Source organism: Microlunatus elymi (assembly GCF_007362775.1).
GTDB lineage: Bacteria > Actinomycetota > Actinomycetes > Propionibacteriales > Propionibacteriaceae > Microlunatus > Microlunatus elymi.
In genome coordinates, this window is the sequence record NZ_CP041692.1 from 2480340 (window position 1) to 2495850 (window position 15511).

A 15511-nucleotide genomic window follows, 5' to 3' on the forward strand; every position below is an offset into this window, starting at 1 on the left:
GAAATGCGGGGGAAGCGGCATGGCAATATATGCAGCCATGCGCATCGTTCAGGTCGGTCTGGGCGGCTTCGGCCGCAACTGGGCCCAGGAGATGATTCCTCAAGTCACCGAGGTCCAGTTGGTCGGCAGTGCCGACGTCTCGGAAGAGTCCCGCACGGCGGCGATCGCCGCCGGGGTCGCCGATCCGGACCGCTGCTTCGCCACCGCCGAACAGGTGATCGAGGCCTGTGATCCGGATGCGGTGCTGGTCACCGCCAGCCTGGTCGGCCACGTGCCGGCGATCCGGGCCGCGTTGAAGGCGGGCAAGCACGTGATGACCGAGAAGCCGTTCGCGCCGTCGGTCGAGGACGCGCGCGAGCTGGTCGAGCTGGCCGAATCGCAGGATCTGGTGCTGGCGGTCAGCCAGAACTACCGCTTCTTCCCGGCGGTCCGGGCGGTCCAGCAGATCGTCCGCAGCGGCGAACTCGGTGCCCTGCACGCGGTCGAACTCGACTTCCGCCGCTTCTCCGGCGCCGAGGGTGTCCGCGGCCCGCATCACTACCTGGACGAGCCGCTGCTGGTGGACATGTCGATCCACCACTTCGACCTGCTGCGTACGGTGCTCGGCCGCGACGCGACCGGAATCACCTGCCGCACCTGGGATCCGGACTGGTCGCTGTTCGCCGGTCCGTCCGAGGGTGTCGCCCTGATCGACTTCGACGATCTGACCGCGAGCTACCGCGGCAGTTGGGTCAGCCACGGCGCGCCGACCGCCTGGGCCGGCGAGTGGCGGATGGATTTCGCCGACGGCGAGGTCGACTGGACCAGCCGCGGCGACGGAAAGGACGGCTGGAAGGTCGACGTGGTCTCCGTACGACGCAACGGCGAGGACAAGCGGGTCGAGCTGCCGCGGGTCCCGCGGACCGACCGGGCCGGCAGCCTGACCGAATTCGCCCGGGCCATCGCCGAGGGCCGGCAGCCGGAGAACTCCGGCCGGGACAACCTCGGCACCCTGGCGCTGACCTACGCCGCCGTCGAGTCCGCCACGAACAACAGCACCGTCACACTCTGAATTCGGCCCGGGCCGCGGTCCAGGCTCGGGCCCGATCGGTCAGGGTGATGCCCAGGCCGGGGCGGTCGGAGATCCACATCCGGCCGTCCCGGGTCTCCAGCTGCTCGGTGAACAGCGGGTCGAGCCAGTCGAAGTGCTCCACCCACGGCTCGATCGGGTAGTGCGCGGCCAGGTGCAGATGGATCTCCATCGCGAAGTGCGGGGCGATCTCCAACTGCTCGGCCTCGGCCAGCGTCGCCAGCTTGAGGAACTGGGTGATGCCACCGATCCGCGGCGCGTCCGGTTGCAGGATGTCCGCGGCGCCGGCCTTGATCAGCGCGACGTGTTCGCCGACGCTGGCCAGCATCTCGCCGGTGGCGATCGGCGTGTCCAGCGTGCGGGTCAGCCGGGCGTGGCCCTCGGCGTCGTACGCGTCCAGCGGCTCCTCGATCCAGACCAGGCCGAATTCGGCGAAGATCCGGCCCATCCGCAACGCGGTCGCCCGATCCCATTGCTGGTTGGCGTCGACCATCAGCGGCACGTCGTCGCCGAGGGCTTCCCGGACGGCGGTCACCCGGGCCACGTCGGTGCGCCAGTCCGGCTGGCCGACCTTGAGCTTGATCCCGCCGATCCCACGGGCCAGCGCGGCCCGGGCGTTTTCGATCACCTGCTCGATCGGGGTGTGCAGGAAGCCGCCGGAGGTGTTGTAGGTGCGGACGCCGTCGCGGTGGCTGCCAAGCAGTTTGGCCAGCGGCAGGCCGGCCCGCTTGGCCTTCAGATCCCACAGCGCCACGTCGAAGGCGGCGATCGCCTGGGTGGCCAGCCCGCTGCGGCCGACCGAGGCGCCGGCCCAGCACAGTTTGGTCCACAGTTTGCCGATGTCGTTGGGATCCTCGCCGAGCGCGGCCTCGGCGATCTCGCAGGCGTGCGCGTACTGGCCCGGCCCGCCGGCCCGCTTGGAGTAGGAGAAGCCGATCCCTTCGTGGCCGTCGGCGGTGGTGACCTCGACGAACAGAAACACCACCTCGGACATCGGCTTCTGCCGGCCGGTGAGCACCTTCGCATCGCTGATCGGGGTGCTCAGCGGCAGCACCACCGAGGACAGCCGCAGCTTGCTGATCTTGTCCGTGGACGTGTCCATGATCAATTCACCTTGTTGATCAACTCGGCCAGCCGGCGAAGTTGATCTTGGTCGAGGTCGGTCAGCGGCGGCCGGACCGGGCCGGCCGAACGGCCGATGATCTTCATCCCGGCCTTGATGATGCTGACCGCGTAGCCGACGCCCTCGTTGCGCAGATCGCTGTAGGGAATGACGAAATCGTTCAGCGCGGCGAACACTCGATCATGATCACCGCCGCGGACCGCAGCATAGAAGCTCAGCGCGAACCGGGGGACGAAGTTGAAGATCGCCGACGAGTAGGTGGTCAGCCCGAGGCTGAGGTAGGGCAGCGCGTACAACTCGGCGGTCGGCAGCCCGCCGACGTAGAGCAGCCGGTCACCGAGCCGGGAGTAGATCCGGGTCAGCTGCTCGATGTTGCCGGCGCCGTCCTTGAAGCCGATCAAGTTGGGGCAGTCCTCGGCCAGCCGGGCGACAGTGTCGGCGGCGTAGATCGCGTTGGCCCGGTTGTAGATGATCACGCCCAGGTCGGTGGCGGCACAGATCGTCCGGACGTGCTCGGCCAGACCGTCCTGGCCCGCCTCTGTCAGGTACGGCGGAAACAGCAGGATGCCGTGCGCCCCGGCCCGTTCGGCCGCCCGGACCAGCTCGAGCGCGGTCGCCGTACCGCCGCCGGACGGCGCGATGATCGGCAACCCGTCGGGCGCAGCGCCGACCGCCACCGAGACGACCCGTTCGACCTCGCCGGGCGTCAGGGAGAAGAACTCGCCGGTGCCGCCGGCCGCGAACAGGCCCGCCGGACGATGCTCGGACAGCCACGCGATGTGATCCCGGTAGCCGGCCTCGTCGAACTCCTGTCGATCGTCGAAATGCGTGACAGGGAAGGACAACAGGCCGGAGCCGAGGATTCCGGCGACGTCCACAGGCGATAGGTCGGTCATGGTCGGTGAGCCTAGGAACCCGGATTGATCGCTGTCCAACACCGATTCGGGATCATTCGATGCACGGCCGGTATGACACGCGGGCGACCAGGGCTTGTGGGCGAACATCGTCTAGGGTCGTGGCCCGTGAGACGTACCCAGATCCGCGCAGCGGCCGTCGGCACGACGCTGCTGCTCGCGCTCGGCGCCGCGGCCTGCAGCGGCGGCGACAAGACGGGCGACGGCGCGACCTCGACCCCGTCGGCCAGCAGCGCGGCTCCGAGGTCGGCGTCGCCGACCCCCACCCCGAGTCCGACGCCCAGCCCCACCAAGGCGGCGAACTACGACCCGATCACCGGCGCCAAGAAGAGCGACAACGTGGTGGCCGCGGTCAAGATCGACAATGTCGCCGCGGCGCGGCCCCAGGTCGGCCTCGATCAGGCCGACATGATCGTGGTGGAACGCGTCGAGGGCAACCTGACCCGGATGGTGGCCATCTACCATTCGAAGTTCGCCGACCGGGTCGAACCGGTCCGCAGCGCCCGCAACACCGACGTCCAGTTCCTGCCGATGTTCGGCAAGCCGGCACTGGTCTTCTCCGGCGCCAACCGCAAGGTGCTGAAGCAGGTGCGGCAGAGTCCGTACCTGCGTCCGGTGCCGCGTTCGCGGCGCGACCCCGCCCGGGTCGCACCGCACAACGTGGTCGTCAACACGGCCGAGATCGCCAGGCTGCCCGGCATCGGCAAGGCACAGCCGATCGGCTACACGTTCGGCTCGGGTGCGCAGTGGAAGTCGGCGACCGCGGCAGCGAAGGTCAAGATCAAGGTCGGCGTCGACACCTTCGGCTTCGACTACACCGGCGGCCGTTACCGCACCAGCTGGAACGGACGGGCGAACACCGACGGCGCCAGCGGCAAGCCGGTTCTCACCGACAACATCGTCCGGCTGTCGGTCAAGTCTCACAAGGACACCAACACCACCTCCGAGTTGTCCAACGTGGCCGAGACGATCGGCACCGGCACGGTGACGATCTACTCCCAGGGCAAGCAGGTCGGCGGCACCTGGAAGCGGACGAAGCTGAACGGTCCGATGACGCTGCGGGACGCGCACGGCAAGGACATCCCGCTCAAACCCGGCCGGACCTGGATCATCCTCGACGGTTGAGCGCCCGGGTGTCCAGCCGGGTACACATCCAGCGGTCCGGACGCGCCTCCAACCGGAAGGCCAGAGCCGCGAACGCTGATCCGCCGTCGCCGGCAGGGTCGGTGCGCGCCCATCCGAACACGGCGACCGCCTCGACCGCGTCCGCGGAAGACCGGCTGACGTGGACGCTGCGCAGGACCGCGTGCTCGGCGGATCGTCGGCGGACGCGAGCATTCAGCTGGGTCAACGCCACCGGATCCAGCCAGCGGTTGAGCTGCGTCACCGGACGCAGCCCGTGCACGGCCTCCAGCAGGGCCGACGCCAGTCGAACACACCACGGGCCCGGATCCGGCAGCCCCGGCGGTAGTCCTGGTGCCCAGCTGTCACCGAACCGCAGGATGCGCACCTGCGGTTGCGAACGATGCTGGACGGATCGGTCCCAGCCGGCGCGATGCTGCTCGGCGGTCGTCGCCCACGGCAGCGGCTGCTGCTCCAGCGGCGGCGCGATCGCCTCCCGGGGCCAGGCCACGGCGGCGGGCACCGAGTCCGGCACCGGCAGCATCGCAACGTCGATCAGTTCAGCGGTCATCGCGACCTCCATCGGCCAGATCTGCTTGGTGTCGCAGATCCTGACACGAACCACCGACAATGCTGCTCCGGTTATGCACAACCCCAACCGGTATCGTTCGCGTCGTGATGGCCGCACACGAGCGATTCAGCTGGGCCGAGTTCGGTGAGGCCTGCCGCGAGCTGTCTCGCCAGGTCGTCGACAGCGGCTTTCGTCCCGACGTGCTGCTGGGCATCGCCCGCGGTGGGCTGCTGCCGGCGGGCGCGATGGCCTACGCGCTGGACTGCAAGAACCTGTTCACGATCAACGTCGAGTTCTACACCGGGGAGGATGCCCGTCTGGACGTGCCGGTGATGCTGCCGCCGGTGCTGAACGCCGCGGACCTGGACAACCTCGAGGTGCTGATCGTCGACGACGTCGCCGACACCGGAAAGACGCTGGAGTTGGTCGAGGCGTTCTGCGCGGACCACGTCGCCCAGACCCGGACCGCGGTGCTCTATCACAAGCCGCGATCGATCATCCGGCCTGATTACAGCTGGCGGCAGACCGAGCTGTGGATCGACTTTCCGTGGTCGTCCGAACCCCCGATCACCCGACCGTCCGACCGAACTGCAGGAGCCTGAGCTTGAACGTCCCCGCCGAACCGACCCAACCGGCAGCCGATCGCAACCCACCGTCACCTCGAGTGGTCGTGGTCACCCCGACCTACAACGAGCGGGAGAATCTGCCGATCCTGGCCGACCGACTGGCCGACCTCGGGATCGAGAATCTGCAGCTGCTGGTGGTCGACGACAACTCGCCCGACGGCACCGGTGAGGTCGCCGACCAGCTGGCCGAGAAGCATCCGGACCGGGTCGCGGTGCTGCATCGTACGGAGAAGAACGGGCTCGGCCGCGCCTACGTCGCGGGCATCTCGCGGGCGCTCGACGAGGGCGCCGACGTCGTCATCCAGATGGACGCCGATCTGTCCCACCCGACCGAGGTGGTTCCCGAGATGCTGCGGCTGCTGCGCGACACCGACGCCGGTGTGGTGCTCGGATCGCGGTACGTGGCCGGTGGCTCGGCGGCCGGCGAGTGGGCCTGGTATCGGCGGCTGCTCTCGGCCTGGGCCAACGCGTACGTCAATGTGATCCTGCGGCTGCACGTCAAGGACGCGACCGCCGGCTTCAAGGCCTGGAAGGCCGACACCCTGCGGAGCATCGACGTGGCCACCATCCGCAGCAACGGCTACGCGTTCCAGGTGGAGATGAACTACCGCGCGGTGCGGCAGGGTTTCAAGATCACCGAGACGCCGATCCGGTTCTCCGAACGCAACGAGGGCCAGTCCAAGATGACCCTGGCGGTGCAGTTGGAATCGGCGCTGATGCCGTGGCGGCTGCTGTTCAGTCGCCGAGCATCGCGTCCCTGAGCGCCCGCAGACCGCGTTCCAGATCGGCCAGGTCGGCGGCGCTCAGCCGGGTGGTGAAGATGTCGTGCAGATCGTCCAGGTGGGTGTCGAGGGCCCGATCGAGTTCGGCCCGGCCGGTGTCAGTCACCTCGGCGTAGACGACCCGGCGGTCCGCGGTGCTCGGGGTACGGCGGACCAGGCCGTCGCGCTCCAGGCGCTCCATCATCCGGGTGGTGCCGCCGGTGGTGATGTCCAGATGATGGCTGAGCTCGGACATCCGCAGCCGACCCTGCGGTGACCGGGACAGCCGGAGCAGCACCTCGAACGCCTCGGGCGCGATGCCGACCTCGTCCCGCAGTGTCGCCGAGACCCGATTCCGGACCGCGCTGCCGGCCTCGAACAGCAAACCGGCCAGGGTGATCAGTTCGTGGTCGCGTTCGGATTTGCCCGAGCTGGCGGTCCGAGCGGGCGAGACTGCCAGGGTGTGCGCGTCATTCACTTCAGACATCCTGCCACTCGGTCAGACCGCTTCCCACCGCCGAGGCACGGGTTAGGGTTCCTCACGCAACAGATTCAGGGAACCCGGTGTGAATCCGGGACTGCCCCGCAGCGGTGAGTGGAAACGACCGCCGTCTCCTCCTGACCGGGAGGACCAGCACTGGGTCAGCCGACCCGGGAAGCGACGGCCAGTAGTGGGCCGGCAACACGCCGGCCGTGTCCGCGAGTCCGAATACCTGCCCGTTGTGTGCGGGCGCAGCCGCGTACCGCAGACACCTCTTGGGCTCGCGAAGGAGAGACCATGATCAACAAGAACAGTGGGATCAGCAGGAGCACCATCCTCGGCTATCCACGACTGGGCGCAGAACGTCAACTGAAGAAGGCCACCGAGGCCTACTGGGCACACAAGATCACGGCCGAGGATCTGCTGCAGGTCGCGCGTCAGCTGCGGTTGGATCGCTGGGCCGAACAGCGGCAGGCCGGCCTGGATGAGCTGCCCAGCAACGATTTCTCGCTGTACGACCAGATGCTCGACGCGGCCTGGATGCTGGGAGCGATCCCGGATCGGCATCGTGGGCATGCCGGCCTTGACCGCTACTTCGCGATGGCGCGCGGCACCGACGAGGCCGAGCCGCTGGAGATGACCAAGTGGTTCGACACCAACTACCACTACCTGGTGCCCGAGCTCGGTCCGGACACCGAGTTCCGGCTCGACCCGACCAAGCCGCTGGCCGAATTCGACGAGGCGCTGCGGGCCGGGTATCTGACCCGGCCGGTGATCATCGGACCGGTCAGCTTCCTGCTGCTTTCCAAGCCTGCTTGGGAAGGCGGTGACTTCCAGCCGTTGGAGCTGCTGGATCGACTCGTGCCGCTGTATGCCGAATTGCTGTCCCGGTTGGCCGAACGCGGCGTCGAGTGGGTGCAGGTGGACGAGCCGTGCCTGGTCACCAACCAGCCGGATTCCGTACTGCAGCAGGTGGATTCGGTCTATCGGCTCCTCGCTGCTGTTCGGCAGCGTCCCAAGATCATCATCGCCAGTTACTTCGGCCGGCTCGGCGCGGCGCTGCCGGTGTTGGCCGGAACGCCGATCGACGGCCTGGCCCTGGACCTGACCGGTGCCGGGGCGGCGAACCTGGATGATCTCGAGCGGCTCGGCGGACTGCCCGGGCGGCGCTTGATCGCCGGGGTGATCGACGGGCGCAACATCTGGGCGGCCGACCTGCCGCGCACCTTCGAGTCGGCGCAGCGGGCGGCTCGGCTGGCCGGCGAGGTCGCCGTCGCGGCCTCGTGTTCGCTGTTGCACGTGCCGCTGGACGTGACGCGTGATTCGGGCCTTGCGGCCTCGTACCCGGGCTGGTTCTCCTTTGCCCGGCAGAAGCTCTCCGAGATCGTCATCCTGGCCCGTGGACTGAACGAAGGGGCAGCGGCGATCGCGGCGGAACTCGGGGCCAGCACGGATGCCCGGCAGGCCCGGCTCAACTCGCCGCTGGTCGTCAACCCTGCGGTACGCCGGCGTGCTGCTGCCGTCGGCGCTGCCGATCTCGACCGAGGTTCCGGCTACCCGGAACGCCGGGACGAGCAACGGGCGCAGCTGGGGTTGCCGGACGTGCCGACCACGACCATCGGCTCGTTCCCGCAGACCCGCGGATTGCGGCGAGCCCGGGCGAAGTTGCGGTGCGGCGAGTTGTCGCCGGCGGCCTACGACGAGGTGATGCGGGACGAGGTCCGTTCGGTGATCACCGAACAGGAACACCTCGGGCTGGATGTCTTGGTGCACGGGGAGCCCGAACGCAACGACATGGTGCAGTACTTCGCCGAACAACTGGACGGCTACGTGGCCACCGAGCAGGGCTGGGTGCAGTCGTACGGGACCCGGTACGTCCGGCCGCCGATCCTGCTCGGCGACGTGTCCCGGCCGGCGCCGATGACGGTGGAGTGGGCACGGTTTGCGCAGAGCCTGACCGATCGGCCGGTGAAGGGGATGTTGACCGGTCCGGTGACGATGCTGGCCTGGTCGTTCGTCCGTGATGATCAACCGCCGGCGGAGACGGCTCGGCAGGTGGCGTTGGCGCTGCGGGACGAGGTGACCGATCTGGAAGCGGCCGGGATCAAGATCATCCAGGTGGACGAGCCGGCGTTGCGAGAGACGCTTCCGTTGCGGGCGGCGGATCGCGCCGAGTATCTGCGCTGGGCGGTCGAGTCGTTCCGGCTGACCGTCGGCGGTGTCGCGAACCGGACGCAGATCCACACCCACATGTGTTACGCGGAGTTCGGTGATGTGTTGGACGCGATCATCGCGATGGACGCGGACGTGATCAGTCTGGAGGCGGCGCGGTCGAAGATGGCGATCGTTGCTGATCTTGCTGCTGCCGGTTATCCGAACGAGGTCGGTCCGGGCGTGTGGGACATCCATTCGCCGCGGGTTCCCGATACCGACGAGATCGTTGATCATCTTCGAACCGCGCTGGCCGCCTTCGGTGATCGCGTCTGGGCCAATCCCGACTGCGGCCTGAAGACCCGTGGATACCCGGAAGCGCGATCCAGTCTCGCCAATCTGGTGGCGGCCGCAGAGCAGGTCCGGCAGGACTCTGCCGGCTGAGCCAGAGGGTCCTGAGCAAGGCGTGCGGACCGCCCCTTCGACAAGCTCAGGGATCAGTGCGCGCGGGCGTCAACCTCGTACGACGTGTTGATCGACTCGAAGAAGTTGACCAACTGCAGGGTGTCGTTGGCAGTCGCCATCCACTTGGCCGGGTTGGCGACGCCGAAGGCCGCCTCGAAGCCGAGCTCCTCGAGGCGCCGATCGGCCATGTACTTCACGTACTGGTTGACGTAGTCGGCGTTCATGCCGAGGATCCCGCGGGGCAACAGGTCGGCGTTGTAGGCGACCTCCATCTGCACCGCGTCGATGATCATCTGCCGGATCTCGTCGGCGAACTCCGGAGTCTGCAGATCCTCGTTCTCGTCCAGTACGGTCAAGATCAGGTTGATGCCGAACTTCAGGTGCAGGCTCTCGTCGCGGACGATCCAGTCGATCAAGGAACCGAAGTTGCGCAGCAGATTGCGCTGCCGGAAGCTGAGCGCCACCATGAAGCCGGAGTAGAACCAGATCCCTTCCAGAATCACGTTGTAAGCAACGAGATTTCGGACGAAGTCGCGTTTTCCCTCGGTGGTGCCGATGTCCAGACTCTGCTCGGCCATTTGCTTGATGTACTTGACCTCGAAGGCCTCCTTGGCCGCCATCGAACCCACGTTGACGTGCGACTCGTACGCGGCGGCTCGGTCGATCGGGAACGTCTCCAGCACGTACTCGAAAGCCATGCAGTGGTTGGCCTCCTCCCACATCTGCTTGGCCAGGTAGAGATGGCACTCGGCGGCGTTGAGATACGGGTAGACGCCGAACGCCAGCGACTTGTTGACCAGCAGTTCGTTCGGGTTGAAGTAGCTCATCAGGTGGGTGAGCGCGTGCCGCTCCTCGTCGGTCATCCTGGCGAAGTCGCCGAGATCCTCGCCGAGCTGGATCTCGTGCGGGAACCAGGTGTTGGCCACCGCCTGGTTGTAGAGCTCGTACGCCCACGGGTAGGTGACCGGCTTGAGAAGCAGTCCCTCGCTGATCCCGGTGCCGAGAATTCCCTTGCTGGACATGAAAAGGTCACTCCTTAGTATCGAAATGGACGTGCCGTGAACTGGACCGTGAACGCCTACTGGCAGGACTCACACTGCAGGCGTTCCTGGGGGTCGATCGGGCAGTAGGCGCCGTCGACCTCTTCGGTGTCGTAGCCCTCGTGTTGGGTGACCCGTTCGGCGTCGGTATCGATCACCGGCAGCACCGTGCTGTCTGCCTGTGGCTCGGGTGACCGCGGCGAGCTGGGCCGAGCGAACCCGCCGAAGCCCCGTCTGCCGCCCGACGAGGAGCGGGAGGTCGATGCCGATTCCTGGCTGCGCAGTTGTTCCGCCTTGTTGATCTTGACCGTGCTCTGCTCGGCGGTGTGCCGGGGCATCATGTGCAGGTAGTAGGTGGTCTTCACGCCCATCTTCCAGGCGGCGCTGTAGAGGTCGACCATCTCGCCGATGTCGCGGCCGGCCAGGTAGATGTTCCGGCTGATCGCCTGATCGATCCACTTCTGCGCCCGCGCGGCGACGTTCAGATAGGCGTAGGGGGAGAGCTGGAAGGAGGTCCGATAGGTCTCCTTCAAATCCCATGGCACCGAGTTGATCTTGGACAGGTCGCCTTGGGTGCGCAACAACTCGTCCTTGACCTCGTCCCAGAGGCCGCGTTCGACCAGGTCGGCGACCAGGTTGCGATTGACCTCGAGGAACTTCCCGGCCGAGGTGGCCCGGCTGAAGATCTGGCTGAACTGCGGATCCAGCCCAGGCGTCGTCCCGGCGACCAGTCCGATGGACGCGGTCGGCGCTATCGCCATCAGGGTCGCGTTTCGCATCCCGCCCTTGACCTTTGCCCGCAACCCGTCCCAGTCCAGCCGGGTGGCCCGGTCGACCTCGACCGGGATACCGCGATCGGACTCCAGCGCATCCAGGGTGTCGATCGGAACCAGCCCCTGCGACCAGCGGGAGCCGGCGAAGTTCGCGTAGCTGCCGCGCATCCGAGCAAGATCAGCGCTGGCGTCGATCGCGTGGTAGCTGATGAACTCGGTCAACTCGTCGATCAGCTCGTACGCCTGCTCGCTCTCGTAGCTCAAGCCGAGCCGCTCGGTCAGATCGGTGAAGCCCATCAGCCCGAGACCGACGGCACGGTTGAGCTCGTTGGAGCGCTCGGATTCCGGCACCGAGGAGATGGTGATGTCGACCAGGTTGTCCAGCTGGCGAACCGCCAATCGAACCGATTCGGCCAGCCGCTTCCAGTCGATCCGGGCCTGCTGCTTGGCGCCGATCAGGTGCCGGGAGAGGTTGATCGAGGCCAGGTTGCAGACGCTGATGTTGTCGCGGTCCTGCGGCAGGCAGATTTCCGTGCACAGGTTGGACAGATGGATGGTGCCGGTGTTGTTGTTCAGCGCCCGCGTGTTGATCGTGTCCTTCCAGGTCAGCCACGGATGCGAGGTGGTCTGTAGGGAGATCAAGATCGACCGGTACTGCTCGCGGGCTCTGACCTTGGCGAAGCGCTGGATCTCGCCGCGCTCGGCCATCGCGACATATTCGTTGTAGCGTTGGGAGAACGCGGCTCCGGACAGCTCGACCAGATCGGCGACCTCGAGCGGATCGAACAGATACCAGTCGTCGTCGCGCTCGACCCGCTTCATGAATTCGTCGGAGATCCAGACTGCGGTGTTGGCGGTGCGGGCGCGTCGGTAGGGGTCGCCGGAGTTCTGTCGCAGGTCGAGGAACTGGGCGAAGTCCAGATGCCAGTTCTCCATGTAGAAACACAATGCGCCGAACTTCTTGCCGCCGCGGGAAACCGCGCGCAGGGTCGAGTCGATGGTGTGCATGAACGGGATCGGTCCGGTCGAGGTGGTGTTGTTGGACCGGATCGGGGAGCCCTCGCTGCGGAGCTTGGTCACCGAGAAGCCGATGCCGCCGGTGCCCTTGGTGATCCACATGACGTCCCGGATCGACTTGGCGATGTGTTCGATGTCGTCCTCGGCCTGCATCACGAAGCAGTTGGAGAGCTGGGCGTACGCGGTGCCGGCGTTGACCAGCGTCGAGCCGGCGGCGAGGTACTCCAGGCGGGACATCCTGTCGTACAAGGAGATTGCGACGCTCGTCGGGTCGTCCTCGTTGAGCGAAAGGCCCATCGCCACCCGCATCCAGAAGAACTGCGGCACCTCGAGCGGCTGTCCGTCGTGGGTGCTGGTCATGTAGCGGGTGCGCAGAGTTTGGGCGCCGATGTAACGGAGCAGGTCATCGCGGTCCGGATCGAGTGCGGCGGCGAGACGGTCAAGATCAAAAAGCTCGGTCAGCCGATGATCAAGAAGGCCACTGTCGACGCTCTGCTGCAGATAGCCGGCGAAGTGGCTGCGATGGCGTTCGCGAAGATCATCTCGACTGATGCCGTCACCGAGGACAGCCTTGTAGAAGGTCTTGATCAACAGCCGCGCCGCGATGGTGTCGAATGCCGGATCGTCCTTCACGTTGCCGAGGGCCACCTGGATGACGGCCTCGTCCAGTTGCCGGCTGGTGATGCCGTCGAACAGCGTGATCTCCAGTTCGGAGGCGATCTGGGTGGCGCGGGTGACCGAGTCGTCGAGGCCACGGCTGGCCTCCTCGATCGATCGCGCGATCTCGTACCCGTCGTACGGGGCCCGAGTGCCGTCGCGCTTGATCACGGTGATCTCGGTGGGGTTGATCTCTGAAGTGCTCGTCATCTGTCCATCCCTCGTGAAGTGACTGGCCGCGGTACCTGCCCGCTGGGCCGAGAGGGGAGCCTGGGAACTGATCGATTCTGGCAGCGGCATGCACGCATGCCGGCAACGACGATCAGGTACCAACGCCGTCCCTCGCGGCTGCGGACCACACAGTTGGCAGGTCTTCGGACTCGTGGGCACGAGCACCCGTGGTTCGGGTGCGTTTCCTACTGGTCGTCGCTTCCCAAGATCTCGCGTTGACCTCAGTGCTTGATGACGACGTTCGTTCCCTCTCACCGCTGCGGGGCAGTTCCGGTCTTGCACCGGATTCCCTGTTGCCTCCGCCGACCTGGATGGCCGGAAGAACCAGCTGCGAAGACCACTATATATGGAAACCACACCGATGTAACTACCCAGATCTGGGTGTCGGTGTGTTTCGGGCACGTCGCCCGCGCCGACAGCCGGGCCTGACATCCCCACCGTCAGCTCAGGCGACCTCGAGCTTCCGCAGCATGGCCCATTCCAGGTCGCTGCGGCGCGGTCGGTCATCACCCACGTTGGCACTGGGATCCCCGCGGGCTGCCAGGGCGGCGTGCCAGACGGCGGTTGCGAACCTGTTGTTGCCGAGGTCGTGGCTACCGGAGTCGTTGACGATCAGCACCCGCCCGTAGCGGGTTCGCCACACGTAGGTGCCCGGCACGGGCTGCCGCGCCGACCAGCCACCGTGGGTCTTGATCCGGTGCTCGGTCTGGCCCAGCGGTCCCAGATTGTGCAGCCCGGTCTGACCCGGCGGGGCGTTGCCTCCGGGCCCGCCGGTTCGTCGGTAGGCGATGGTGTGGTCGGCCTGCATCGATCTGCTGCGGTTGGCCGAATTGGGAAAGCAGCTCGCCGGGGTCCTGGCCAACAGCGCGTTACGCATCGCATCCGGCACTTCGTAGGCGTCCACCGGGTGGATGTCGGCGTAGTCGACGATGGGTTGTAGCCGGATCCTGCAGCGGGCACCGAGCCAGTCCCGGATCTGGGAGGCGAGCATCGGGCCGATGCCTTCGACTCGGGCGACGCCGGGGCCGATGGTGGCGGTGTCGGCGGAGATGTGCACGTGCAACACCACTTTGGGAAGCAGTTTGCTGGGGTTGATCCGGGCCAGCCAGAACGCGGTGTCTCGGCTCAGCCTCTGGTCGGGGTCGACGGGTATCGGGACCCGGCGCAGGTCACCATGATCAACTTCGTAACCGATCGTCCCGCATCCATTCGGGCTGCTCGACTCGTGATCGTTCCTCGACGCGTGTTCACCGGTCGCGGCCAGGTCCTGATCATGATCACTCGTCGAGCCGCGATCGTCGGAGAAGGAGGTCTCACGATCTCCCGGCGCCGTGGCAGTGGGTGTCAGGTGATTGCTGCGCGCGGCTTCATGGTTGTCGTTGCTTTGTCGGCCGCGCCGGTTCTGACGGGCAGGTTGGTGATCTTCCGGCCGCGGTGGATGATCCCGGTCCTCGGCATGCGGATGGCCGCCGTCTGTGGTTCCAGCAGTATCGCCAGTCGGCGCTTCATCGTGGCCGCGGTTATCGGGTTCGTGATCATGGCCGTTCTGATCATGCTCGTTCTGATCATGGCGGGTCTGCTTCGGGTTGTCTGGTTGCCTGTCGTCGGTGAACAGGTCGGGGTGTTGTGCCTGGGCCAGCAGCCGGGTGGACAGCAAGGGCAGTCCCATCAGCCCAAATGCTTGGGCTTGGAACTCCTGCGGCTCTTCGCAGTGTCGGTCTCCGACCTCGGCCGGCAGCCCGGTCGGGCCGGTGATCGCCTTGGTGATGGTGTCGATGGTGGCCTGCATCCAGACCGCGTAATCGGCATCGATCCGGGCCGTCACTGACCGGGTCCCGTACCGGGTCCGGCGCGAGATCTTCACAAACCGGCCATCCCGCGCCCGCCGGGCCAACCGCTCGGCCCGGGCCGGGTCGGCCCGCAGGATCGCCGCATCGACCTCGTCGAACAGGCGACCCCACGACGAGATGCTGTGCACATAGCCGACAACCTCACCATCCACCACCCGCGCCGCCTCCGGCGCCAGGGCCCGGGTGCGGCGGGCGATCTCCCGCACCCGCTCCACCGGCGCGATCCCGCGTAGCACCAACTCCCACAACCGCGGGAGCCGATGCCGCAGATCCAACGTGTCGGCGATCAGCTCCCGGGCCTGCCGATCCGGCAGGCCGAGCGCGGCGCCGAGCTCGACTGCGCAGAACTCGGTCACGGCCGGCGTCCCCTCGCCACCCAGCCGGATCGCCCGTTCCATCCCGCGCACCACCGGCCGACCCTCCAACAACTCCGGCGGGTGCAGATCGGCGTAATGCGCGACCACGATCAGGTCGTCACACTCACTGCGACGCCGCGCCGCCCGCGAGGTCGACAACAAGGTCAGGGACTCCCTCGCCCCCAGCCCTGCCACCGACGATTCGCTCATACAGACGAATCTAAACCAGGCTTCCGACAGTTCATCTCGACAGCCGCCGTGCGGGATGACAACGGATGAGATTCCCGCCCATGTCTACTGCGCG

The 15511-nt window shown here is 66.9% G+C and carries 12 protein-coding genes and 2 riboswitches; of the genes, 5 read left to right on the plus strand and 7 right to left on the minus strand.

What is annotated here, in order from left to right; translation table 11 throughout:
* Positions 1-37: 37 nt before the first annotated feature.
* Positions 38-1051: a Gfo/Idh/MocA family protein gene (locus tag FOE78_RS11190; protein ID WP_168207476.1), complete on the plus strand. Its 1014-nt coding sequence runs from the start codon at positions 38-40 to the stop codon at positions 1049-1051.
* Here the strand turns inward: FOE78_RS11190 and FOE78_RS11195 are convergent.
* Together FOE78_RS11195 and kdgD are read right to left on the minus strand one after the other, a co-directional pair.
* Positions 1041-2171, minus strand: coding sequence for an L-talarate/galactarate dehydratase (locus FOE78_RS11195; protein WP_143986357.1), 1131 nt, complete (start codon positions 2169-2171; stop codon positions 1041-1043). The genes FOE78_RS11190 and FOE78_RS11195 overlap by 11 nt on opposite strands.
* Before the next feature lie 2 nt (positions 2172-2173).
* Entirely contained in the window at positions 2174-3088 is a 915-nt protein-coding gene (gene kdgD / locus FOE78_RS11200) for a 5-dehydro-4-deoxyglucarate dehydratase (RefSeq protein WP_143986358.1), read from the minus strand.
* A 126-nt stretch (positions 3089-3214) separates the two neighbouring features.
* Between kdgD and FOE78_RS11205 the strand changes: the two genes are divergently transcribed.
* A complete protein-coding gene (locus tag FOE78_RS11205; protein WP_143986359.1) occupies positions 3215-4231 on the plus strand; it encodes a DUF3048 domain-containing protein in 1017 nt (338 codons plus the stop codon).
* Here the strand turns inward: FOE78_RS11205 and FOE78_RS11210 are convergent.
* On the minus strand, positions 4215-4853 hold the full coding sequence (locus FOE78_RS11210; protein ID WP_143986360.1) for an Rv3235 family protein: 639 nt from the start codon (positions 4851-4853) through the stop codon (positions 4215-4217). The two genes, FOE78_RS11205 and FOE78_RS11210, sit on opposite strands and share 17 nt — an antisense overlap.
* A 53-nt stretch (positions 4854-4906) precedes the next feature.
* On the opposite strand from FOE78_RS11210, the gene FOE78_RS11215 reads away from it, so the two are divergent.
* Together FOE78_RS11215 and FOE78_RS11220 are read left to right on the plus strand one after the other, a co-directional pair.
* Positions 4907-5401 carry a phosphoribosyltransferase gene (locus FOE78_RS11215; protein ID WP_143988745.1) on the plus strand — a complete coding sequence of 165 codons (495 nt, stop codon included), beginning with the start codon at positions 4907-4909 and terminating at the stop codon, positions 5399-5401.
* A 2-nt stretch (positions 5402-5403) separates the two neighbouring features.
* On the plus strand, positions 5404-6186 hold the full coding sequence (locus tag FOE78_RS11220; protein ID WP_143986361.1) for a polyprenol monophosphomannose synthase: 783 nt from the start codon (positions 5404-5406) through the stop codon (positions 6184-6186).
* Here the strand turns inward: FOE78_RS11220 and FOE78_RS11225 are convergent.
* Complete coding sequence (locus FOE78_RS11225) at positions 6161-6673, minus strand: MarR family winged helix-turn-helix transcriptional regulator (RefSeq protein WP_143986362.1); 513 nt, start codon at positions 6671-6673, stop codon at positions 6161-6163. The two genes, FOE78_RS11220 and FOE78_RS11225, sit on opposite strands and share 26 nt — an antisense overlap.
* Before the next feature lie 44 nt (positions 6674-6717).
* Positions 6718-6921: riboswitch (cobalamin riboswitch) on the plus strand.
* A 43-nt stretch (positions 6922-6964) separates the two neighbouring features.
* On the opposite strand from FOE78_RS11225, the gene metE reads away from it, so the two are divergent.
* The gene (metE, locus tag FOE78_RS11230) at positions 6965-9262 is read left to right on the plus strand and encodes a 5-methyltetrahydropteroyltriglutamate--homocysteine S-methyltransferase (RefSeq protein WP_143986363.1); all 2298 of its coding nucleotides are present in this window, start codon (positions 6965-6967) and stop codon (positions 9260-9262) included.
* Positions 9263-9315: 53 nt separating this feature from the next.
* Here metE and FOE78_RS11235 read toward each other — a convergent pair whose 3' ends face one another.
* The 3 genes from FOE78_RS11235 to FOE78_RS11245 all read right to left on the minus strand — a co-directional run bounded on the left by FOE78_RS11235 (position 9316) and on the right by FOE78_RS11245 (position 15417).
* Positions 9316-10305, minus strand: a complete 990-nt coding sequence (locus FOE78_RS11235) for a ribonucleotide-diphosphate reductase subunit beta (RefSeq protein ID WP_143986364.1) — start codon at positions 10303-10305, stop codon at positions 9316-9318.
* Positions 10306-10361: 56 nt separating this feature from the next.
* The gene (locus FOE78_RS11240; RefSeq protein ID WP_143986365.1) at positions 10362-12980 is read right to left on the minus strand and encodes a ribonucleoside-diphosphate reductase subunit alpha; all 2619 of its coding nucleotides are present in this window, start codon (positions 12978-12980) and stop codon (positions 10362-10364) included.
* A gap of 138 nt (positions 12981-13118) precedes the next feature.
* Positions 13119-13345: riboswitch (cobalamin riboswitch) on the minus strand.
* A 101-nt stretch (positions 13346-13446) separates the two neighbouring features.
* Complete coding sequence (locus tag FOE78_RS11245; RefSeq protein ID WP_143986366.1) at positions 13447-15417, minus strand: hypothetical protein; 1971 nt, start codon at positions 15415-15417, stop codon at positions 13447-13449.
* Positions 15418-15511: the final 94 nt, after the last annotated feature.

Coding starts and splice junctions, on each gene's coding strand:
- FOE78_RS11190 (WP_168207476.1), top strand. CDS start 38: ATGCGCATCGTTCAGGTCGGTCTGGGCGGCTTCGGCCGCAACTGGGCC.
- FOE78_RS11215 (WP_143988745.1), top strand. CDS start 4,907: ATGGCCGCACACGAGCGATTCAGCTGGGCCGAGTTCGGTGAGGCCTGC.
- FOE78_RS11240 (WP_143986365.1), bottom strand. CDS start 12,980: ATGACGAGCACTTCAGAGATCAACCCCACCGAGATCACCGTGATCAAG.
- kdgD (WP_143986358.1), bottom strand. CDS start 3,088: ATGACCGACCTATCGCCTGTGGACGTCGCCGGAATCCTCGGCTCCGGC.
- FOE78_RS11235 (WP_143986364.1), bottom strand. CDS start 10,305: ATGTCCAGCAAGGGAATTCTCGGCACCGGGATCAGCGAGGGACTGCTT.
- metE (WP_143986363.1), top strand. CDS start 6,965: ATGATCAACAAGAACAGTGGGATCAGCAGGAGCACCATCCTCGGCTAT.
- FOE78_RS11195 (WP_143986357.1), bottom strand. CDS start 2,171: ATGGACACGTCCACGGACAAGATCAGCAAGCTGCGGCTGTCCTCGGTG.
- FOE78_RS11225 (WP_143986362.1), bottom strand. CDS start 6,673: ATGTCTGAAGTGAATGACGCGCACACCCTGGCAGTCTCGCCCGCTCGG.
- FOE78_RS11245 (WP_143986366.1), bottom strand. CDS start 15,417: ATGAGCGAATCGTCGGTGGCAGGGCTGGGGGCGAGGGAGTCCCTGACC.